This is a genomic window from Streptomyces sp. 8N706, assembly GCF_052245415.1.
Classification (GTDB): domain Bacteria; phylum Actinomycetota; class Actinomycetes; order Streptomycetales; family Streptomycetaceae; genus Streptomyces.
In genome coordinates, this window is record NZ_JBQQBW010000040.1 from 11,243 (window position 1) to 29,441 (window position 18,199).

Below are 18,199 nucleotides of genomic sequence, written 5' to 3' on the forward strand. Positions count from 1 at the left end.
GGGGCCGACTCGGTGTTATCGGCTGTTTGCCTGTGGCCTGCGGTTGGAGCTGGTGAGGAGGCGGTTGATGGTCTGTTCGGTCTGTGGTTCGAGGTCGATGTCGTAGGCGTGGGCGATGCGGGTGATCTGGGCGGCGGCCTTTCGGATGCCGGCCTCGTTGTCGGCTGCGGCTTCGATGTGGATCCAGTCCCGGTACAGGACTTCCGCTGTCTCGTCGATCTTCAGTCCTCGTTGGACGGCGCGGCGGGCCTCGTCCAGATCAGGGGTGGGCCCCTCGGTCCGCCAGGTGGCCACGGTGTGGGCGACATCCACGATGCGGGAGATCATCTGTTGTTCGATGGGGGCTGCCCAGGGGTAGTCGCGGTCCGCGAACGGGCGGCCGCGGACCAGGGCGAGGGCGTCCTCGAGGTCGGGCAGACCCGTTTGGGGGCCGCCTGTGAGTCCCCGCTGGGCGAGGCGCTGGAAGTGGTCCCAGTCCATGCGGACCGCAGGGCCGAGTTGGTAGCCGGCGCGGGTGCGCGGCAGGTACAGGTTGCCGTGGCTGTCCTCACCCAGGCGCATCCGCAGTTCTGAGGCCCGGGCCTGCAGGGTGCGCTTGGTCCACGGGGAGGCCGGGTCCATCAGTGAGCGCAGCTGGTCTGCGGTGCGTCCGGGCTTGAAGCGCATGAGCACCGCCAGGTCCGCCAGGCGCGGGTCATGACCGGAGCTGGTGATGCCGGTGACGCTGACTGGTCCGAGGACCTGGATCAGGGGGGCGTTCGGGTCGTCTGTCGGCTCCGGCTCGGGCTCGGGGCGAGGTGACGGTGCTGGAGTCAGCACGGGTGCCCTCTGGCCCGGCCCGGAAGCGGCGGAGGCTTCAACGCCGGTGTCCTCTTGGCCTGCGCCCGCGACTGTATCCGGGGAAGCCATGGCTTGGGTGGGGCCGCTGCTGCTCTTGTCGGCCAGGTCCTCGGTCGGGGTGATGAGGCGGATCCGGGCGGGGTCGGAGGAGGCGAGCAGCGCCGGGAACGGCGCATCGGATGCACCGCTTTGTGCGTCGTGGTCGTGGCCCTCGCCGGTCAGGAGCAGTGACAGCGGCGGTGTGCGCTGGGGCTGGGTGGCCGGGGTGTGATGGTCGGCTGCCAGCTGCCAGGCTCCGGTGGCCGGCCGGGCGGGCTCCTCGGCGGTCACCAGGGAGCGTGTGTATTCGCGGTAGGTCTCCTCCTCCAGGCGCTGGATGCGCACCGGCAGCCCGAGGCTGTCGGGGGTCTGGGCGGTGTCGGCTTCGGTGCTCAGGTGTTCGGCGTCGGGGAAGAACTGGCGGGTGATGTCGGTGGAGGGCAGCACGAGGGCGACCGGCAGGTCGGCGGCCGCGCTGAGTGCTTCGGCGAGCTGCCAGGCGTGGTCGTGCTCGATGTCGCCGACGGCGATGAGGATCCATGGCAGTGGCACGGTGTCGGGGTCCTCGTCGGTGTGCTGCCGGGTCTCCAGCAGGTACTCGCCCAGATCGCGGACCGCGGACTGCAGGTGTGGCATGGCGCCGATGCGGCCCTGCGGCAGCAGAGCGGCCAGTTGGGTGCCCAGGCCGACGGTGACGATCTGGGTGTAGTCGGTCCAGCGGGCGGTGCCGGCCTCCAGCACCAGGGCGCGCGCCACTGCCAGGGCGTCGGTCTCCGGCCCGTTCAGGAGGACCGCGCGGTGGTGCAGCAGGTTGGCCAGGAGCAGGCCGTCCTCCTCGGTGCTGCCGATGGTCACCAGCCCCGGGTAGGGGGCCGGGACCTCCCTGGCGTCGTCTGTCAGGAGTGGCGCGGCGGGGTCGAGGATCCATGAACGCCCGCTGTCGCCCAGCGTGAAGGGCGGCAGTGCATCCTCGGCAGGGTCCTCCAGGAGCAACTCGATGGAGCGGGCGGTCAGGTGGGCGCCGCGCAGCGTGGGCAAGGTATGGCCTGCGGCGCGGGCGTGGTCGGCGAGGGTGCGCAGAGCGCGGTCCAGGAGCGCGGCCTGGTCAGTGTCGGCGGCGGCGTTAAGGGCCTGCTCGGTGTGCGGGGTCTCCTCATCGATGGCGATGGTTTCCCCGGCTTTACGGCGGCGCTGCTGCAGCAGACGCTTGGTCGCCAGGGTGCCGACCAGTCCGGAGGCGAGGAGAACGCCGACTCCAGCGAGGGCCAGGGCCGGGTTGAGCGCTGAATCATCGGCCTCATCCGCGTGCGCGGCCCGTTCCCGCTGGGCGGACTCGCGCGGTGCGGGCGTGTGGCTGCTTGTGCCGGCCGATGTCTCGCCCTGCTCGGTTGGTGTCGGCGCGGCCTTTTCATCTTCCGCGGGTGCCGTCGGCTCGGGGCTGGCGGCCGGTGGTTCCTGTGCTGGGTGGGAGGGCTTCGCCGGTGCCGTGTTGTGCTCGTGTGGGGCCTTCTCCTGCGGCGTGGCCGTGTCCTGGTCCTCAGCCTGGTCGCCGGCCTGGTCGGGAGGTTCGGTCACCTCGCTGCTGTCGGTGTTGTCGGAGGGTTCGGCGGCCCTGGGGGAGGGGAGGTCGAGCTCCTGGCCGGGGTAGATGCTGTCCGGGTCGGTGAACTTGCCGCCGCCCGGTTGCGGTTCGTCTCGGTTCTCCTCGAAGATCGCAGGCCATTGTGTGGCGTCGCCGAGTTCGCGGTCGGCGATGCGCGAGAGGCTGTCGCCGGTCTGCACGGTGACGGATCGGGCGGCACCGCCCTGCGGCCGGGCGTGGTCGCGCTCTGCGGTGTCCTCGGGCATGAGGAGCTTCCAGCCGGGCTGGAGGAAGTTGTCGGGGTTGAAGAGGGTGCCGTCGGTCATGGTGCGGCCCTGGTTGAGGTCCGCGATCTCCCTCCAGCGCTCGCCGTCGCCGAGTTCGCGGTCGGCGATGGACCACAGGCTTTCCGCGGGCCGCAGTTGGCGCACGGTGTACGTGGCCTGGCGCTGCCCGGTTTCCTGGGGTACCTGAGTGTCGTTTCCTTGGTGGCCTTGGGCGGTGGTTGAGCTGAGGTTGTCGGTGCCCGGCAGCGCCGGAGCGGAGGGGGCCGCGGTGGCGGTGGTGGGTGTGGCCGGTGCGGTGCTGGTGGGCAGGAGCACCAGGATGCTGCCGACCAGGGTGGCGGCCGCCCGTCGGCTGATGGCAAGTCCCCGCCGGGGCCGGCGGGTGCGGCCGCGGACCTGGGCGGGGATTTCCATCACGACGCAGTAGGTGAAATGCGCCCATCCGGCCCAGGCGATCGCCACGAGCACCAGGAGGAAGAGTCCCCCGGTGTCCTGTCGGTCCAGCAGGTGGGTGAGCTCGCCTTGCCCGTTCTCCCACAGCACGGGGGTCGCCCAGCCGAGCAGCAGTGGCAGCCCGCCCACGGCGATGAGGAGCAGCAGGAGACTGCCGGCAGCGCGCAGCACGGCGAGCGGGGATCGGCTTGTGGATGCCGGAGGGGAAGTGGGCATCTCTAGGGTCCCTCCTGGGGGGAGACTACGCCGTGGACGAGTGAAGCCTGGCCCTCTCCGGTCACCGGCAGGGAGCCGATTCCCACTGCGGGCAGGAATTTGGTGGCGTAGCTGGTGCTGGTGGTGACGGTCAGGGTCTTGCCGTCACCGGAGACGGTGACGCTGCCGGGGATGCCGGCGCGCCGCAGGTAGGCCTGGGCTGCGGCGCGCGCTGCGCCCGGGTCGGCGACGACCGCATCGCCGGGGATGGCCTGACCGGGGTCGATGGCCTGCCCGCCGGCGCGGGCGGCCTCCGTGGCGGCGGCGTCGGCCCGCATCGTGGCGCGGAGTTTCCCGCCACCATCGACGACCAGGCCGACGATGCCGAGCAGAGCGACCACGCAGATCGCGACGAAGATGGCGATGCCGCCGTCTTCGCGGTGGGGGCGGCGAACACGATGCAGGAATCCGGGCATGGTCAGGCTCCCCGCTGTCGGTACTGGTCGACGACGGAGGTGAAGCTCGACTCCAGGGTGCGGGAGCCCGGCGTGCCGGGCAGCAGCAAGTCGGAGAGTCCCACGGTGCAGCGGACGGTGACCGTGACGGTGCCCACCTGACCCACGGGGACGTTCAGCCCGCTGGTGTCCACGCTCACGCTCGTGCCCGCGCAGCTGATGCCTTCATCGGTGAGGGACTCCTCGGCCGCAGCGTGGGCGGCTTCCTGGGCGGCGGGGCCGGTGCGGGAGATGGAGGCCGCCCGTGCGGCGTCCTCGGCCGCGGCGTCGATCTTCGATCCGGAGGTGACCAGCCGTCCGGCGGCAATCGCCATGCACAGGAACATGATGAGCAGCGGGGTGATGATGGCGGCCTGGATCGCCTCGCTGCCCCGGTCCTCATGCCTGCGCTGCCACAGCGTGCGCACTTGGGTCATCCTCCTGGGACGGTCCAGCGTTCGATCGGGCCGGACGCGGACTGGGTGATGGTCATTCCTCCTACGCCCGGCAGCATGGACGGCACGGTGCCGGAGACCTGGATCCGTATCCGTTGCCCGGTGCTGCCGGCCGTGGAGACCGCCGTACCCTGCAGGCTGTCGCCTGCTGTGCGGTCCAGCACCGAGCGGGCGCGGGCGGCTCCCTCTGTTGGTCCGGCGCCGTAGGAGCGGCCTGCGGTGAGGCCTTCGCGGGCGGCGGTCAGTGCGATGTCGCGGGCGAAGTACCACATGGAGGCCTGCACCACGGCGATCGTGGCGAGGATGACGAAGGGGAAGACGATCGCCATCTGGATGGAGGACTCCCCGCGGTCGATCTGGACCGGCCGCCGCAGGCGGCCCGCTCTGGCTGCGGTCATCAGATGCCCGAGAGCTTGCCGTTGTACTTGGTCACCACCAGGGCGATGGTGCCGGCGATCGCCAGGGCACCGGCGGTGGCCGCGACCCAGATGATGACGGTGGTGATGCTGATGTCGCCACGCTCGGGCTGGGCCCGGGCTGCCTCCAGGCGGCCCCGCAGCGCCGCGGCAAGCCCGGCCAGCATCGCGATGAACGCGGCGGAACGAGCGGTGATGGTGGTGGTGATGCGGTTCATTGGGCGCCTTTCCCCTCCGGGATTGGGTGTTTGTGTCGGTCAGGTGGTGAGGATGCGGATGACGGCCGGGAAAGCGATCATGAGCATGACCAGCACCGCGAGGAGCGCCCCGGGCGCGGTCATCTTCTCGCTGTCGGAGTTGGCCTCCGAGGCCTGACCAGCGAGCAGTTCGGTGCGCAGGCTCTTGGAGCGGGCGCGCAGCGTGGTGTAGACGGCGGCCCCGTCGTGCGCGGAGAGCCGCATGATGTCGGCGACGTCTTCCAGGACCGGCAGGTCGAGTTCTTCGGTGAGGTCCTCCAGTGCCTGCCACGGTGCGACCTTTTCCAGGCGGGCCTTAAGGAGGGCCTGTTGCAGCCGCTGGAAGGGCCAGCCTTTACCCACTGCGGCTGCCCGCTCCAGTGCCTCGGTGGGACCTGCGTCCCCGGCCCGCTTGAGCGCGACCAGGTCCAGGTAGGCGGCTATGGCGTGGGCGAACTCCTCCCGGGCGCGCTTGGCCTGGTCGCGCACCGACAGGTCGGGGATGATCCACAGCAGGGCGGCGAGGGCGAGACCGGCGAGGGCGGGGATGTAGAACGGCACGCCGATGCCCAGCAGCATCCACGGCAGGAACACCACGGCCGGCACCAGCAGTCCGAGCCCGGCGAGGGCGACCTTCGTCAGGAGGAACCGGCCGGGCGAGTGCCCCAGCAGCGCCAGGTTCTTCTCCGGGATGCGCACCCCGGGCAGGTGGCCGAGGTGATTAAGCAGCCATCGGCCCCACACCTCATCCCTGGTCAGCGGCCCTGTTCCGGCTGTCGGGTCTGTGCTGGGCGGGGTGCGGCGCAGCGCCGCGGCGAGAGCTGGCTGGGGGCGCAGCAGTTCGCGGATCAGCAGAGCGGCCCCCGCGCCGATCGCGCAGCCGGCCAGAACGGCCGGGGTGCTGTTCATCGCACCCCCTGGAGGGTGTCGGAGGCCGTGGGGGCCGCCGGAACTCGCGGGGCGGGCATACGGACCCGGCTGCGCGGATCGTCGATGAGGAAGCGGGGGATGGGACGGTGGTCGGCCAGGCTGCGCATCCACGCCAGCACGCCGACGAATCCGGCGCACAGCAGGGCCAGGACCAGCTGGCCGAGCAGGGTTCCATAGGGAGCGGTGTAGCCGGGGACGAGGAACCCGGCGCCGATCACGCCGAGGGTGATGATGGTCATCCACCGCACGGTGGTGCGGGGCTTGGCCCGGTCGGCTTCGATGCTGCGGCGTATGGCGACTTCCTCCCGCACCGACTCGGCCAGGTCCTCCAGCGCCTGGGCCAGGCCCGGGCCGCGGTCGGAGGTGGAGAGGATCAGCGAGGCGACGACCTTGTCGGCGGTGACATCGCCCAACTCATCCCCGAACTCCCGCAGCGCGTCCTCGGGCCGCCAGCCGGCCTGCAGCCGGCCGGCGAGGTTGCCGATCTGCTCCTCCAACTCGGTGGGCGCACCCTTCCGGCTGGTGATCATCGCTTGCTCCAGGCCCATCCCGAGCCGCAGCACATCCGCGAGCCGCTGCGTCCACTCACCCAAAGCTTCCAGCTGCCCGATGCGCACGGCGGCCGACTTGGTGGGGGAGAGCAGCCACGGCACGCCGACCACGGCCAGACCGGCCAGGGCAGCCGCCACGAACACACCAGTGATCAGCCACAATGCGGCGGCTACCAGCGCGGAGGCGACCCAGCGGGCCTTGCGCCGGGCCCGCTGATCAGCGCTGCCCTTATCCGCGATCCGTGCCGCCCGCCACCGGGCCAGCGGGCCAGGTCGGGGCGGCTCGGTGGTGCCGACGATCCCATAGACCAGCCCGATCAGACCGCCGACGACGGCCATGCCGCACACCATGGCCAGCAGCCAGGTCATGCGATCCCCACCTTCAGCGCCAACGCCGCGTCCCACGCGCCGTGTGCCTCGTCCAGCAGATGCGCGGTAAACCCCGCCCGGCGAAGGTCGTTGATGCAGCCCGGGTGCATCCTGGGCACCGCGCGTGGCTCCCCCAGCTCCGGCGCAGGAGCGAAGATCTCATTTGTGGCCGGGCGGCCGTTCTCGCCCATCCCGGTCACCTCCAGCACGTGGCTGACGAACCGGTGCCGACTGCCCCCGGCCATCGTCTCGTCGATCATGGAGACGTAGACGATGAAGTCCAGGCCGTTGGCGATCTGCCGGTAAGCCAGCTGCTCGGAGAGGTTCCCGTCGGCCAGCGCATACAACTCCGCGATCCGGTCGAAGATCACATCCGGGCGGCGGGCGTGGAGGGTGCACAGGTTTCCGCCCTTGCCGCTGGTCAGGGCCTGCATCATCGCCACGACCTCGGGGCCGCGGACCTCGCCGACCACGATCCTCGACAGCGTCATCCGCAGCGCCGGGTGCATCAGGTCCAGCAGCGTGATCTCACCGGCCCCGCGGCCGTCCACGCCACGCTCGCCGTTGGACTCCCGCCCCTCCAGCGCCAGGACCTGCCGGTGGTGGCTGCTGTTGTGGGCGAACAACTCGAACTCGGTCTCCACCGTGGCGAACCGCTCGTCCGGGTCGAACTCCTTGAGCAGCGCGCGCAGCAGCGAGGTCTTCCCCACCGCCTGTTCACCGGCGATCATCACGTTCTTCTGGGCCCGGACGCACGCCGAGAGGAACGCGGCCAGCGTGGTGTCGATGGTGCCCAGCTTCACCAGCCCGGCCAGATCGACCTCCCACACGCGGTGGCGGCGGATCGTCACATACGTCTTCGGGCTGACGCTGGTGATGGCCTGCAACCGGGACCCGTCCGGCAGCCGCAACGCGAGCATGGGACTGGCGGTGGAGATGGTCCGCTCGCTCTGCCCGGCATTGCGCGCCAGGTCCCGCAGCATCTCCAGCAGCTCCTCCTCGGAATCCGCGATCGGGGCGACCTGCTCACGGCGCCCGCCGCCGTAGTCCAGCCACACCTCGTCGTACCCGTTGATGAAGATGTTCTCCACCCGCTGGTTGTCCAGGTGCGGCTGGAGCCGGCCCGCGCGGAAGAGCATGTCGAACACCGCTCTGGCCAGGGCTGCGTCCTCCGCCGCCGACGGGCTCACCCCCCGCTCGGCGGCGGCCGCATCCGACCACACCGCCACGGCCTCGTTGATCCAGCCCCTCGCCTGCTGCTCCTGGCTCGCCTGGCTCATCGACGCACCGGCCTTACGGGCATCCGCCAGTCGCTTGCTCACCTCCGACTTGATGTGCCGGGCCACCTGATGGTCGACCACCACCTGCGGCACATCCGCGCCCAGGACCTGCGGCCGCGCGGCGGGGGCAGGCGGCACCGCCTGGTGCACCGGCCCTCGCACCTCGTGCTGATGGCCGTTGATGCCGGGCAGCGGACGGACGCTGGGATCGGGGTGCAAAGGCTTACCGCGCACCGGCCACCTCCTCCCGGCCGTGGCCGTGGCCACGGCGCGGAGCCAGCCGTGCCTGCCGCAGCACCGCACGCTGCAGCAGCGGAGTCGCCGCCTTCTGCGCAGCCCGCATCAGCTCCGACTGCAAGAACTTCCGCGGCTGTTGGGCGCCGTCGGAGAGCACCATGGCCTGCTCCCTGTTGAACGGAAGCCGGGCGATGACCGGTACGCGCAGCACCTTCTCCACCTCCGCAGGCTGATACGGCCCTTCCCCGATCAGCACCAGCCCGATGTTCCCGACGCTCTCCTCCAGTGCCTCCACCCGCACCTGCGCCGCTTGCAACCCCCGCAGCGTGGAGCGCGCCACCACCGCCACGGCGTCCGCCCGCTGGGCCAGCACTGCGGAGGGGCCGAAGGCGCCACGCCGCCCCAGATCAATGATCACATCGTGCGGTGTCTGGGTGTTGCGCTCGATGCCGGCGAACATCTGCGACAGCTGCTCCCATGCCGGGGCCATAGCTGCCGCATGGGCGGGGTCGGTGATTCCGGGCAGCACCAGCCGGTCTCGGCGCCCGTCATCGGTCATATCGATCAGCTGACGCCAGAACGCCTCGCTCAGCTCACCCTTGCGGGCCGCCAACGACAGGTTCTTCAGCCCGTATTTGTCCGCCAGCGAGCCTTGCAGGATGCCGTGGAGGACCGCTGAACCGTCCGGGTCGCACTCCGCCAGAATCACTCGGCGTCCGGGCTGCAGGGGCCAGGTCAGCAGCATGGCCAGGCCGGTTGTGGTCACCCCCGGGGCCCCGGAGCAGCCTGCCAGGGCGATCACGGGCATCAGGAACCACCCTGGGCGTCGACGAGCAGGCGCACGTTGCCGGTGGACACCCAGGCGGCAAGCGTGGGGGCGTCGGTTCCCGAGGCGGCCACATCGACTACCACCACGCCGGTCCCGGGGGCGGGGTTGCCGACCTTCACCACCCGTGCGGGGATCGTGGAGGGCTGCTGCTGCTCGACTTCTTCGTCCGGCCCCGGCACGGCCACGATCTGCACCTTCTGTCCCGGGCTGAGTGTGGTGGCCGGCACCTGCTCCGGCTTGAGCCCCACCGGCACCAGCGACTCCCCGGCCTCGATCAGGGACTTGTCGGTGACCTGGGAGGTCGACAGCAGCGAGCCGGGCGTGAGCTCCACCGCAGCCCGCTTGCCCACCACGTTGTCCATGTCCGAGGCCTGCACGGCCTTCACCGCCGGATCGAGCGCGACCGACGCTTTGCCCAGGTCCTGCTCGCTCACCCTCTGCCCGACCGGCACCGGCCGCACCACGGTGACCACTTGCGTGCGCTCTCCGCTCTCCAGGAAGAGCACCGCCCCGGCCGCGCCACCCCCGGCGATCAGGGTCAGGCACAGAGCAATCACACCCGGCCTGCGGCGGCGGGCAGCGACCCGCGGTGGAGACACCGGTCCTCCGAGGGGAAACTGCTGCGGCACGCCCGCGTCTTGCCCTGCGGTGGTCCGCTCCTTGGTCTTGCTCAACGCTTCGTCCTTTCCCCGGCGCCCGCCACCTTCAGCCGAGCACCTGCACTTCACCGACCTCGATCTCCACGTCCGACTCCCGGATCTCGGTCAACTGCCCGCTCTGACCGCCGCCGGCCCAGTTGATTTCCCACGTAGAAGTCGCCTTGACCGTGAACGTGCCCTCCGGCCTGGACCCGGAGGTCTCCTCGTAGACGTGACCGCAGTCGGGAGACATCCGCTTCCCATAGGAGGCCTTGTAGGGCGTTCCTGGCTTGGTGCACGTCACCTTCGAGCCGTCACCCATCGACCACACGACCTTCGAGACCTTCGCGGTCGCCTTCACCGTGATGCCGCCCGCCGACGCGGACGCGGTGTTCGGCCCGGAGGTCGTCGGCGACTGCTGGTTCCACATCCACACCGGCATGCCGACCACGCCCGTCTTTCCGGGATTCGGCGTGATGCCGATCTCCGGCCCGTTCAGCGTCATCGAGTCGACCGCCCGCTGGGCCAGCACCGCGGGATCGACGGCAGGCGCGGGCTCCCCGTCGGGTACGACTATGAATCCGTCTGGGTTGTTTTCTCCGCCGTCAGCGCAGGCGCTGAAGTACAGATCCGCCTTCTTCGGGTCCTGGCCCTTCCACACCGCGTGACCGGCGGGAGGCTCAGGATCGACCTTCGTCTGCTTGCACTTCACCTTGCTCTCGCCGCTTGCCTTGCCCTCGTCCGCATCTGCGGGCTGCTGGTCGGTTCCGCCGGTGTTCCCCTCAACACCTACCCCCACGCAGAAGTCCTTGGGTGCGTGTGCGCAACCTTCCCCCGCGTCGACGTCCGGCTTGGGGTCCTCTGCCCAGGCGGCCGACGGCATCGTGGCAAAAGCGAGGACAGCGGCAACTGCGGTAAGCCGCCGTATCAGCAGCGGCGAGCCTGTGCGGTCAGCTTGGTGACCATCCACTTGTTCCCCCATTTCTCGAGGTTGGCGACGCTGACGTACTTGGTCAGCCGCTTCGGTGGGAGGGAGATCTTCTCCTTCGATGCCTTGTCCACCAAGATCCATTTCGAGACGTCCACGCAGTCGGTGACCGTTGCCTCGGGGATCTTCTTCTTCGAGTCCAGCGCCGTGACCTCGGGCTTGAGTACCGGCTTCCCTCGGGTCACCTGCTTGGCACTCCGCATGGAGGCGAGATCGCTTTCGATGTCCCGCAGCGCATAGAGCGTCGTGACCTTCTTCAGCTCCGTGCCCTCGGAGGAGGCCTGTGCGTAGGCCTTCACCTTCTCTTCCCAGACGCGCCGGTACGCGGCGAGGGCCTGGTCCTCGGCGGCCGCTTGCGGGTCCGAACTCGGTGACGGAGAGCCCGAGGAGGGGGCCGGTGAGCTCGGAGGCTTTCTGTTGTCGGGCTCGCCGCCGTCGCTGCAGGCCGCGAGAGACAAGAGCATCCCTGCTCCCAGGGCCAGCGCTGTGCAGCGGCACAGCCCACGGATCCTTCGCGGGCCTCCGTGCGGTCCTGCAGTCATTCCGCCTCCCCGATGGCGAGTTTCCGCGGTGCCCGCGGCAGCGTTTGCGGGTGGAAGTCCCACGGTTGAGTCCGCAGGCAGATGGCAGGAAGCCGACTTCCGTAGCGCTCACGTTACGCAACTCTGTGTCAGGATCACACCCTGGTCTCTCCCCGCACAGTCATAACTCTGCATGCATTCAGTCACGTTGGCAGCCTCATTTCTTCCGAGTCTGCTCGCCACGCTCGAAGGCCGTCGGCTTCCGTTTCGGCGGCCAGACGCGCCGCGATGGCCTGTCCCAGGGCGTTGGCGCCGGCCGCCCGTACGCGTCTGCTGGCGCGTTCGGCCACCTCGCGGATGTGAGCCTGGGCTTCGCACGCGAGATGGGCAGGGCTTACGGCTGCGGCCTCCTCAGCGGCACGGGCAACTCGCTCCTGGGCCGCCGACATGACCAACTCGCACTCACGGCACGGGGTAGGGCTGAGGGCCTGGCCCTCCCCGCACAGCCGGCATCCTCTGCGACCCCTCAGGGCAGGTTCCTCCGCTTCTTGCAAGTGTCGTGCCCGCGAACGGCCGGCTTTGCGGTCCTTCTCCCGCTCGATGCACGCCCGGCAAGCAGAACCGTCCTCGAGGAGTCCGTCCTCGCACCTTGGGTCCGGGCATGGCCCGCTCCTCAGCATGGCCACGGCAGCGCCCACCGGACGCCGCAAATTGCCGGCAGCGTGCAGCTGGGCATAGTTGTGAGCGGCCCACCGCCGGTTGACCCGCTCCACCAGGCGCTGGGGCGTGGCCTCCTGGAGCTCCTTCTCGATCTGCCGCACGAGGGTTCGCGGCAGACCGGAGCCGGCGCTGCGGCGCATCGCTGCGCGCAGCGGCTCCGGAAATCCGGTCACCACGTCGGCTACCGCCCCACGGACCAGAATCTCAGGCTTGGCATTCCGCGGCGCTCTGCCGCCGTCCTGCGCGGCGCAGCCGCCAGAAAGCCCCGTGCCTCTACTACCGGTAGAGGGCCTGCGGCGTTCACCGGCGCTGCGCGCCGAAGGCGCCGTCTGTGGTTTGAGTTGGTCTGGTTTTGGTTGGTCTGGTTTTGCGCCCCCATTTTTAGGGGTGCCCGCCCCTCCATTTTTGGGGGGTCCGGCCCCTCTATTTTCAGGGGGGCCGGGACGGCCTGCGGATTTGCCCTCCCCGGAGGCCTCGAAGGCCGCGGGATCGCGGTCCTTAGCGGATGCGGAACCGGCGCGCTGAGCCGCTCGGCGAGCCAGCCACTCCTGCCGCGACCGGGGGCCCTGATACCCCTCGGGCGGGTGGAAGCGGACGTCATAGACGTAGCGCCGCCGCATGCCCTTGGCGTAGCGCACCTCCCGGATGCTCACCGCACCGATCGACTGCAGTGCCTGCCGGTAGGACTTGAGCTGGTCGGGGTTGGACAGGCCCATGGCGTCAGCCAGTTCCGGACCTGCCGGCCACACCGTGCGGTCCGACCGGCCGTGGTTCACGCAGCTCGCGAGCACGCAGTAGAACATGCGCTGAGCGGGCTTGAGCGGGCTGTAGATGACCCACTCGGGGACCATCGTGAACGGTGCCGGGGCATCGGAACTGATCACCTCGATGCCCTCCTCATCCAGGACGCTCACAGCTTCGTCCAGGGCCGTTGTCCACCACTCCCGTCCAGCGCCGTCCACACCGCTGCGCCGGCCCCGTGCTCCTCCAGGTCCTCCAGCGCCGCCGCACCGAGGGGAACCTGACGGACCAGCGATGCGACCAGCGGATGCTCGGCAGCCATGGCCTGCAGGTCGGTGATGCGGTTCGACAGCGTCGTGGGGCTGGCGCCGGTGAGGACGAACAGCACCCGGGGGAAGACCGCGTACCAGCGCTGCCATGTCGGCAGCAGGGACTGCTGCGCAGCCTGCACGATGCGTCGGCCTGCCGGGGCCGGCAGGTAGTCGTGGAATCGGGCGTACTCGATCAACTTCGACGCCAGCCGCTCGGCACTCATCGTGGTCCGGTCGACCTCGACGAAGGCCCGGAGCATGGAGCGGTCCGCTCCAGCTGCGCTCACTGTGTAACGCATCAGTGCATCAGCGATCAGCCGCTCGGAGTCCGGTAGCTGGTGGGCTACCTCCGGTGTCCAGTCCAGCGGCCCGTGATCATCCCCCCGCGCCCGTGCATCGGCGGCGAAGGCGCAATGGGTACGCACGACGGTCAGGGTGTGGGAGGTGCGCAGCGAAGCGGCCGTCGCCGAGGTCACCGGGTAGGGCGGGCGGCCCCGCAGTTCGGGCCAGTCGCGGGTGATGCGTGCCCCGTCAGGCGTGAGGTACCAGGCCCGCATGCGATTGGAGCTGGGCAGCGTGATGTGAGCAGTCAGGTCCTTGCGCCGCAGATCATTCAGTGCACTGGAGAGCTTGGGCCGGTGGACATTAAGCATGGTCCGCAACTGTGGGCCGGTGGCCATGCGGTGCTGGGCGAGGACGGCCAGCAGCCGGTGCTGCAGGGACTCGTCCGTGGGGAGAAAGGCTCTCTTCGTCGCAGTGGAGGTCATGACAGCCGTTCTCCCTTGGTCTTTCGCAGTGACGGGCGATCAGCCGTCAGGTATGCCAGGACGTGCTTGTGCTGGTCGCGCGCTGCTTGATTCAGCTGCGCCACAGGACGGGCCTGGGCCCGCTGGTTGGCGGCATGGTTGAGGGCGCCGACCTTCTCGGGCTCGGCGAGGTCGTCGAAGACTTCCTCCAGGGCTGGGCCGCGCAGGGGCAGGGGACCGATGCGCTTGCCGTCGACGGTGAGGGTCGCGTAGTGGTGGAAGCGCTTGAGCTCGCTGACGGCCACCGGGTCGACCTGGTCGCCCCATTCGCCGGTGATGTGGCGGATCGCCGTGACCGAGCCTGCGGTCGTGGTCAGCGTGGAGGAGTTCTGCAGGAGCGAGGAGCGCACCGCCTCGCTCAGGCGTTGCAGCAGCTGCGTCATGCCGTGTAGCCGCACCTGGTACTTGCGCAGTTGCTCGAGGATTTCGGCGATGGAGCTCGAGGCGGCACCGTCCAAAGTGATCAGCTCATCGAGGTAGGCACGGAAGGGCACCCGCCTGGATTCGGGGATATCCCGCCGGGAGAGGCCTGCGCGAAGAAGGTCCCGCACGATGAGCGCGGTCAGCAGCCGGTCGGTGGGCCCGTTGCCGGCGGGACAGACCCACACGACCATCTGGTGGTCCATCGCCGCCCGGAGGTTGTAGGCCCCCACCGGGTTGCCGAGGAAGGCGTGGGCCACCGGGTGGGCCGCCAGCCGGTCCAGCGGGTTGAGGACCACCGGCAGACCGTCGGCCGGGACGGTGGGGAACGTGGTCTGCCACCAGGCAGCCTGCTCTTCGTCGGCAGCGGCAACCTTGTTCACCACCGCGGTCCGGAATTCCGGGTCGGAGAGCAGGGTCCGAATCTGGAAGACCGTGGCCTGCGCCTGGGGCTGCCCCTGGGCGCAGGCGGCGGCGTTGATGGTCACCAGCGCCTGGACGGCCTTGGTGAAGATGGTGATGGCCCGCGGGGCGGAGATGTCGTTCCAGCCCAGGGCGGAAGCGAAGCCGTCCACGCAGGCGGTGACCACGTCGTGGGCCGGCTGGCCGTGGCCCATACCCAGCGGGTTCCAGCACGCGAGCATGGCGTTCGGGCTGCCCGCGGCGAGGTCGATCCGCGCGATCCGCTCCATGATCGGATCGTGCGCGAGGTAGGGGGCCGCTCGGCGCCAGGAGTCACCGTGCGGGTCGAGGAACAGCAGCCCTCCTCCGGCGTGTGCGAGCCCGACGGCCTGGCACAGGGCACGCTCGGTCTTGCCCCAGCCGGCCTTGCCCACAGCTGTCTCGAACAGCGTCTCCCGCTCCCGTGTGGCGACCAGTCGCGGATGGCCGTCGGCGGTGCGGTGCCAGCCCTGCAGCACCACCGACGGATCGCCCACGACGAAGGAGGGCAGCTCACCGGCCAGGATCGGCAGACGGCAGTGTGTCGTCGGCGGCTTGAGCAGACCGGCCAGCTCCTCGACCCGGATCCAGTTGGACCGCGGGCCCATCACCTGCCCGGTCTGCCACCGGTGATCGAAACGAGGTCGCCACGGCCACCGATCGGCCCCCAGCCGCAGCGGCCCGAACGCCCACCCCTTTACGGCCAGGCGGGCCCGCCCGTCGAAAACATCGAGGGAGGCCTCAATTTGCCGCAGCCGTGACTGCGCCCGCCCCTGGATGTCGGAGGTGCAGCGGACCAGCAACTGGACCTTGACCAGGTGGGCCTCGGCGGTGAGTTTGCCCAGCGCCTTCTCCGGGTCCACCCGGCGGGGCACCGGCGGCATCACCAGCCCACGCCCGGGGCGGCGGCGGGCATCGTCAGGGGAGAGCATCCGCGCCACCTGGTAGGCCAGGGAGTCCTCCACACCGGCGGCGTCCTGCCGCACCCAGCGGGCGGACCTGCGGGCTTCACGCCGCTCCTTTTGCCGGGCATCCTCGACCACGCGCCAGCGTTGGGCTCGCAGTTGCCATCCCGGTGCCCGCTGGATGTCCAGGCAGATTTCGGCGGTGTCCCCGAGGTCGGCGCGCAGGTCGGCGACCGCATCCACCAGCGGCTGCAGCGGATCGGGCTGCAAAGGGACCTCCCTGAGCAGCGCCTCGGGCCGGCCGCGCAGGGTGAACTCCGCCCGCACCACGTGCCGGGGTCTCTTCTCCCGCCCGGGTCGTACCGTGTTGCACTCCACGGCCGGGGCGTAGGGAGTGGTCTGCAGCAGCTTCGCCGCGCTGGCCGGTCCCTCCACCCGATAGCTCAAGGGCACCAGGCCGCCTGCACGCATCCGGATGCGGACCGCCTTCGCCCGGCGGGGCACCCACCACGGGCCGGCCCCAGACGCCCGGGCCAGCTGGACCCCGTACCGGAAGATCTGCTCAAGGTCCGGGTCGAACCGGCGGCTTGGCTGCAGTTCCACGGCCATGCGCTGCTGCGAGGCAGCGTCAGCCAGCCTCTTGATGACGACGGACCCCACCAGACCTGCGGCAGTGCCGGCCAGGCCGAGCCAGAGGAGGTGGTTGAGAACCCAGGTGGCAAGGGACCACAGCCAGGCGACCAGGTCGGTGCCCATGTCCAGGACGCCGGTTGAGGCGAGGCCGGTCAGAGTGCCGGTGTCCATGCGGGGGCTCCCTTCTGTGCGGGGTCGGTTCGGGTGAAATGGAGGGTGGAGGTGCGGCCGTCGCGGAAGTCCCCGCCGCGGTCGGATCCGGCCCACACCAGGTGCACCACCGCCCGCCTCTCGCTTCCCTCCCGGCGGGCGATGGCGGCCTGGATACGGAAGCCGATGAAGGTGTGGCCGCCGGCCTTACCGGTGAAATAGGTGGGCCATTGCCCGCGGCCGGTACCGGTGGCATCCGCGCGCAGCACAGCCCGTCCCAGCACGAGCAGTTCTTCCTCGTCCGCGCGGCTCAGATCCGGTGGCCAGGAGCGGTCAAGAAGGTGCTGGATCACCCGGTCACCGGCGGGGCCCTCGCCGGGCGGCGGCGGGAGTTCGACCTGCGGTGGACGGGCCGCTCGTTGGCGCGCCGGGGCCGGCGCCGCACTCGTGGCTGTGTGGCGGGAGGGCTGCTCTACCGGCCGCGGCGCGTGAGCATCCGCGTCCTGCGGGGTTGAGTGTGCGGACTGAAGGAGGAGGTAGCCGGAGACGGCGAGTGCGGCAGCCAGGCCGAACAGCAGGAGGGGAGAGGCCTTGGTGGTCATAGCAGGCGGGCTCCTCCCGCGTAGCCGGTCATGGCGCCGATGGGGTCGATCCGCACGGTGGTGCCAGGCCGGGGGGCGTTGATCATCTGTCCGTTTCCGAGGTAGATCCCGACGTGGTAGATCGAGTAGTCGTTGCCGGGCAGATAGCCGTAGAAGACAAGGTCGCCGGGGAGCAGCGCATCCCTTCCGGCACTGGCGGGAATGCGCTTGCCGCGCCCGGCCTGGTCATCGGCGGTGCGCGGAAGGCGGATACCGGCTGCCGCGAAGGCGTACGTGGTCAGGCCCGAGCAGTCAAAGCCGGTGATACGCGCCCCGGACTTCCCGCTGGGCGAGCAGCAAATGCCCCTGGAGGGGCCGTGGGCGGTGCCGCCGCCCCAGGAGTAGGGGACGCCGCGCTGGGAAAGCGCCGCCTTCAAAACGGTGCGGACCTTGCCCTTGGTGCCTTTCAGGGAGAGGGGGCTCTGCGCGGACTGGGTGTACTGGTCGATCCAGGACAGGACATCGGTGACGTAGGCATCGGAATGGTTGTAGGCGTAGATGGCTTTCTTCAGCTGCCCCCGGTCGGCGAGGTTGCGGCCCTCTCCGCACAGGTAGACCGCCGCACCGAGCGCCGCGTCATCGGCGTTGTGCGGGTCACCTTCCCCGTCCCTGTTGGCATCGCGGCCGGTGCCCTCCCAGGTGGCGGGCAGGAACTGGAACGGGCCGACCGCACGCTCGAAGCGGGTATCGCCGTCCCACCGGCCGCCGTCGGTATCAGGGAAAGCGGTGGTGTTGCCGTCGGCCCCGGAACCGTTGAGCTGTGGGCCCAGGATCCGCGGCCGGATGGCCCCGTGCTTGCTGATGCTGCGTCCGACCGCATGCCCGGATTCGATCTTCGCGATCCCTGCGAGTACCGGCCAGCTCATCCCGCGGCACTTCGGGCGCTCGGCGCGTATCTTGCGGGCCGCGTTCTTGTACGCGGCGAGCATCCGCGCAGGGATGTCGGCCGCCGTGCCCGACAGCTCCATCCCCGCCTCGTCCTCCGGCGCCGCCTGAAGCCCGGCCACGGCCGAGACCGCCCCGCTCAGCGGCGCCGCGCAGCACACTGCGGCGACCAGCAGCACCGCAGCCAGACATCCAAGCTTGGCCAC

The 18,199-nt window shown here is 70.2% G+C and carries 17 protein-coding genes; all 17 read right to left on the minus strand.

The features are described 5' to 3' along the window. Positions 1-15 precede the first annotated feature (15 nt). A complete protein-coding gene (locus tag ACTWQE_RS17240) occupies positions 16-3,417 on the minus strand; it encodes a LysM peptidoglycan-binding domain-containing protein (protein ID WP_443329835.1) in 3,402 nt (1,133 codons plus the stop codon). A 2-nt stretch (positions 3,418-3,419) separates the two neighbouring features. Then, a complete protein-coding gene (locus ACTWQE_RS17245) occupies positions 3,420-3,872 on the minus strand; it encodes a pilus assembly protein TadG-related protein (protein WP_443329836.1) in 453 nt (150 codons plus the stop codon). A 2-nt stretch (positions 3,873-3,874) separates the two neighbouring features. Then, the gene (locus ACTWQE_RS17250; RefSeq protein WP_443329837.1) at positions 3,875-4,327 is read right to left on the minus strand and encodes a TadE/TadG family type IV pilus assembly protein; all 453 of its coding nucleotides are present in this window, start codon (positions 4,325-4,327) and stop codon (positions 3,875-3,877) included. Then, entirely contained in the window at positions 4,324-4,743 is a 420-nt protein-coding gene (locus ACTWQE_RS17255; RefSeq protein ID WP_443329838.1) for a TadE family protein, read from the minus strand. Before ACTWQE_RS17255 ends, ACTWQE_RS17250 begins: the two co-directional genes overlap by 4 nt. Beyond that, positions 4,743-4,928, minus strand: a complete 186-nt coding sequence (locus tag ACTWQE_RS17260) for a hypothetical protein (RefSeq protein ID WP_443329881.1) — start codon at positions 4,926-4,928, stop codon at positions 4,743-4,745. Before ACTWQE_RS17260 ends, ACTWQE_RS17255 begins: the two co-directional genes overlap by 1 nt. A 90-nt stretch (positions 4,929-5,018) precedes the next feature. Continuing rightward, positions 5,019-5,906 (minus strand): hypothetical protein, encoded by an 888-nt coding sequence (locus ACTWQE_RS17265; protein ID WP_443329839.1) that lies wholly within the window; start codon positions 5,904-5,906, stop codon positions 5,019-5,021. Then, positions 5,903-6,847, minus strand: a complete 945-nt coding sequence (locus ACTWQE_RS17270; RefSeq protein ID WP_443329840.1) for a type II secretion system F family protein — start codon at positions 6,845-6,847, stop codon at positions 5,903-5,905. The genes ACTWQE_RS17265 and ACTWQE_RS17270 overlap by 4 nt, the downstream gene beginning before the upstream one ends. Beyond that, positions 6,844-8,361 (minus strand): CpaF family protein, encoded by a 1,518-nt coding sequence (locus ACTWQE_RS17275; protein WP_443329841.1) that lies wholly within the window; start codon positions 8,359-8,361, stop codon positions 6,844-6,846. Before ACTWQE_RS17275 ends, ACTWQE_RS17270 begins: the two co-directional genes overlap by 4 nt. Further along, entirely contained in the window at positions 8,351-9,172 is an 822-nt protein-coding gene (locus tag ACTWQE_RS17280) for a hypothetical protein (protein WP_443329842.1), read from the minus strand. The genes ACTWQE_RS17275 and ACTWQE_RS17280 overlap by 11 nt, the downstream gene beginning before the upstream one ends. Beyond that, positions 9,172-9,867, minus strand: a complete 696-nt coding sequence (locus ACTWQE_RS17285) for an SAF domain-containing protein (RefSeq protein ID WP_443329843.1) — start codon at positions 9,865-9,867, stop codon at positions 9,172-9,174. The genes ACTWQE_RS17280 and ACTWQE_RS17285 overlap by 1 nt, the downstream gene beginning before the upstream one ends. Positions 9,868-9,898: 31 nt before the next feature. After that, on the minus strand, positions 9,899-10,630 hold the full coding sequence (locus tag ACTWQE_RS17290; RefSeq protein ID WP_443329844.1) for an ATP/GTP-binding protein: 732 nt from the start codon (positions 10,628-10,630) through the stop codon (positions 9,899-9,901). A gap of 128 nt (positions 10,631-10,758) precedes the next feature. Then, entirely contained in the window at positions 10,759-11,283 is a 525-nt protein-coding gene (locus ACTWQE_RS17295) for a hypothetical protein (protein ID WP_443329845.1), read from the minus strand. A 260-nt stretch (positions 11,284-11,543) separates the two neighbouring features. Continuing rightward, positions 11,544-12,974: a hypothetical protein gene (locus ACTWQE_RS17300; protein ID WP_443329846.1), complete on the minus strand. Its 1,431-nt coding sequence runs from the start codon at positions 12,972-12,974 to the stop codon at positions 11,544-11,546. Further along, positions 12,971-13,879 (minus strand): replication-relaxation family protein, encoded by a 909-nt coding sequence (locus ACTWQE_RS17305; protein WP_443329847.1) that lies wholly within the window; start codon positions 13,877-13,879, stop codon positions 12,971-12,973. The genes ACTWQE_RS17300 and ACTWQE_RS17305 overlap by 4 nt, the downstream gene beginning before the upstream one ends. Then, a complete protein-coding gene (locus ACTWQE_RS17310; protein WP_443329848.1) occupies positions 13,876-16,488 on the minus strand; it encodes an ATP/GTP-binding protein in 2,613 nt (870 codons plus the stop codon). Before ACTWQE_RS17310 ends, ACTWQE_RS17305 begins: the two co-directional genes overlap by 4 nt. Next, complete coding sequence (locus ACTWQE_RS17315; RefSeq protein WP_443329849.1) at positions 16,470-17,069, minus strand: hypothetical protein; 600 nt, start codon at positions 17,067-17,069, stop codon at positions 16,470-16,472. Before ACTWQE_RS17315 ends, ACTWQE_RS17310 begins: the two co-directional genes overlap by 19 nt. After that, on the minus strand, positions 17,066-18,199 hold the full coding sequence (locus ACTWQE_RS17320) for a C40 family peptidase (RefSeq protein WP_443329850.1): 1,134 nt from the start codon (positions 18,197-18,199) through the stop codon (positions 17,066-17,068). Before ACTWQE_RS17320 ends, ACTWQE_RS17315 begins: the two co-directional genes overlap by 4 nt.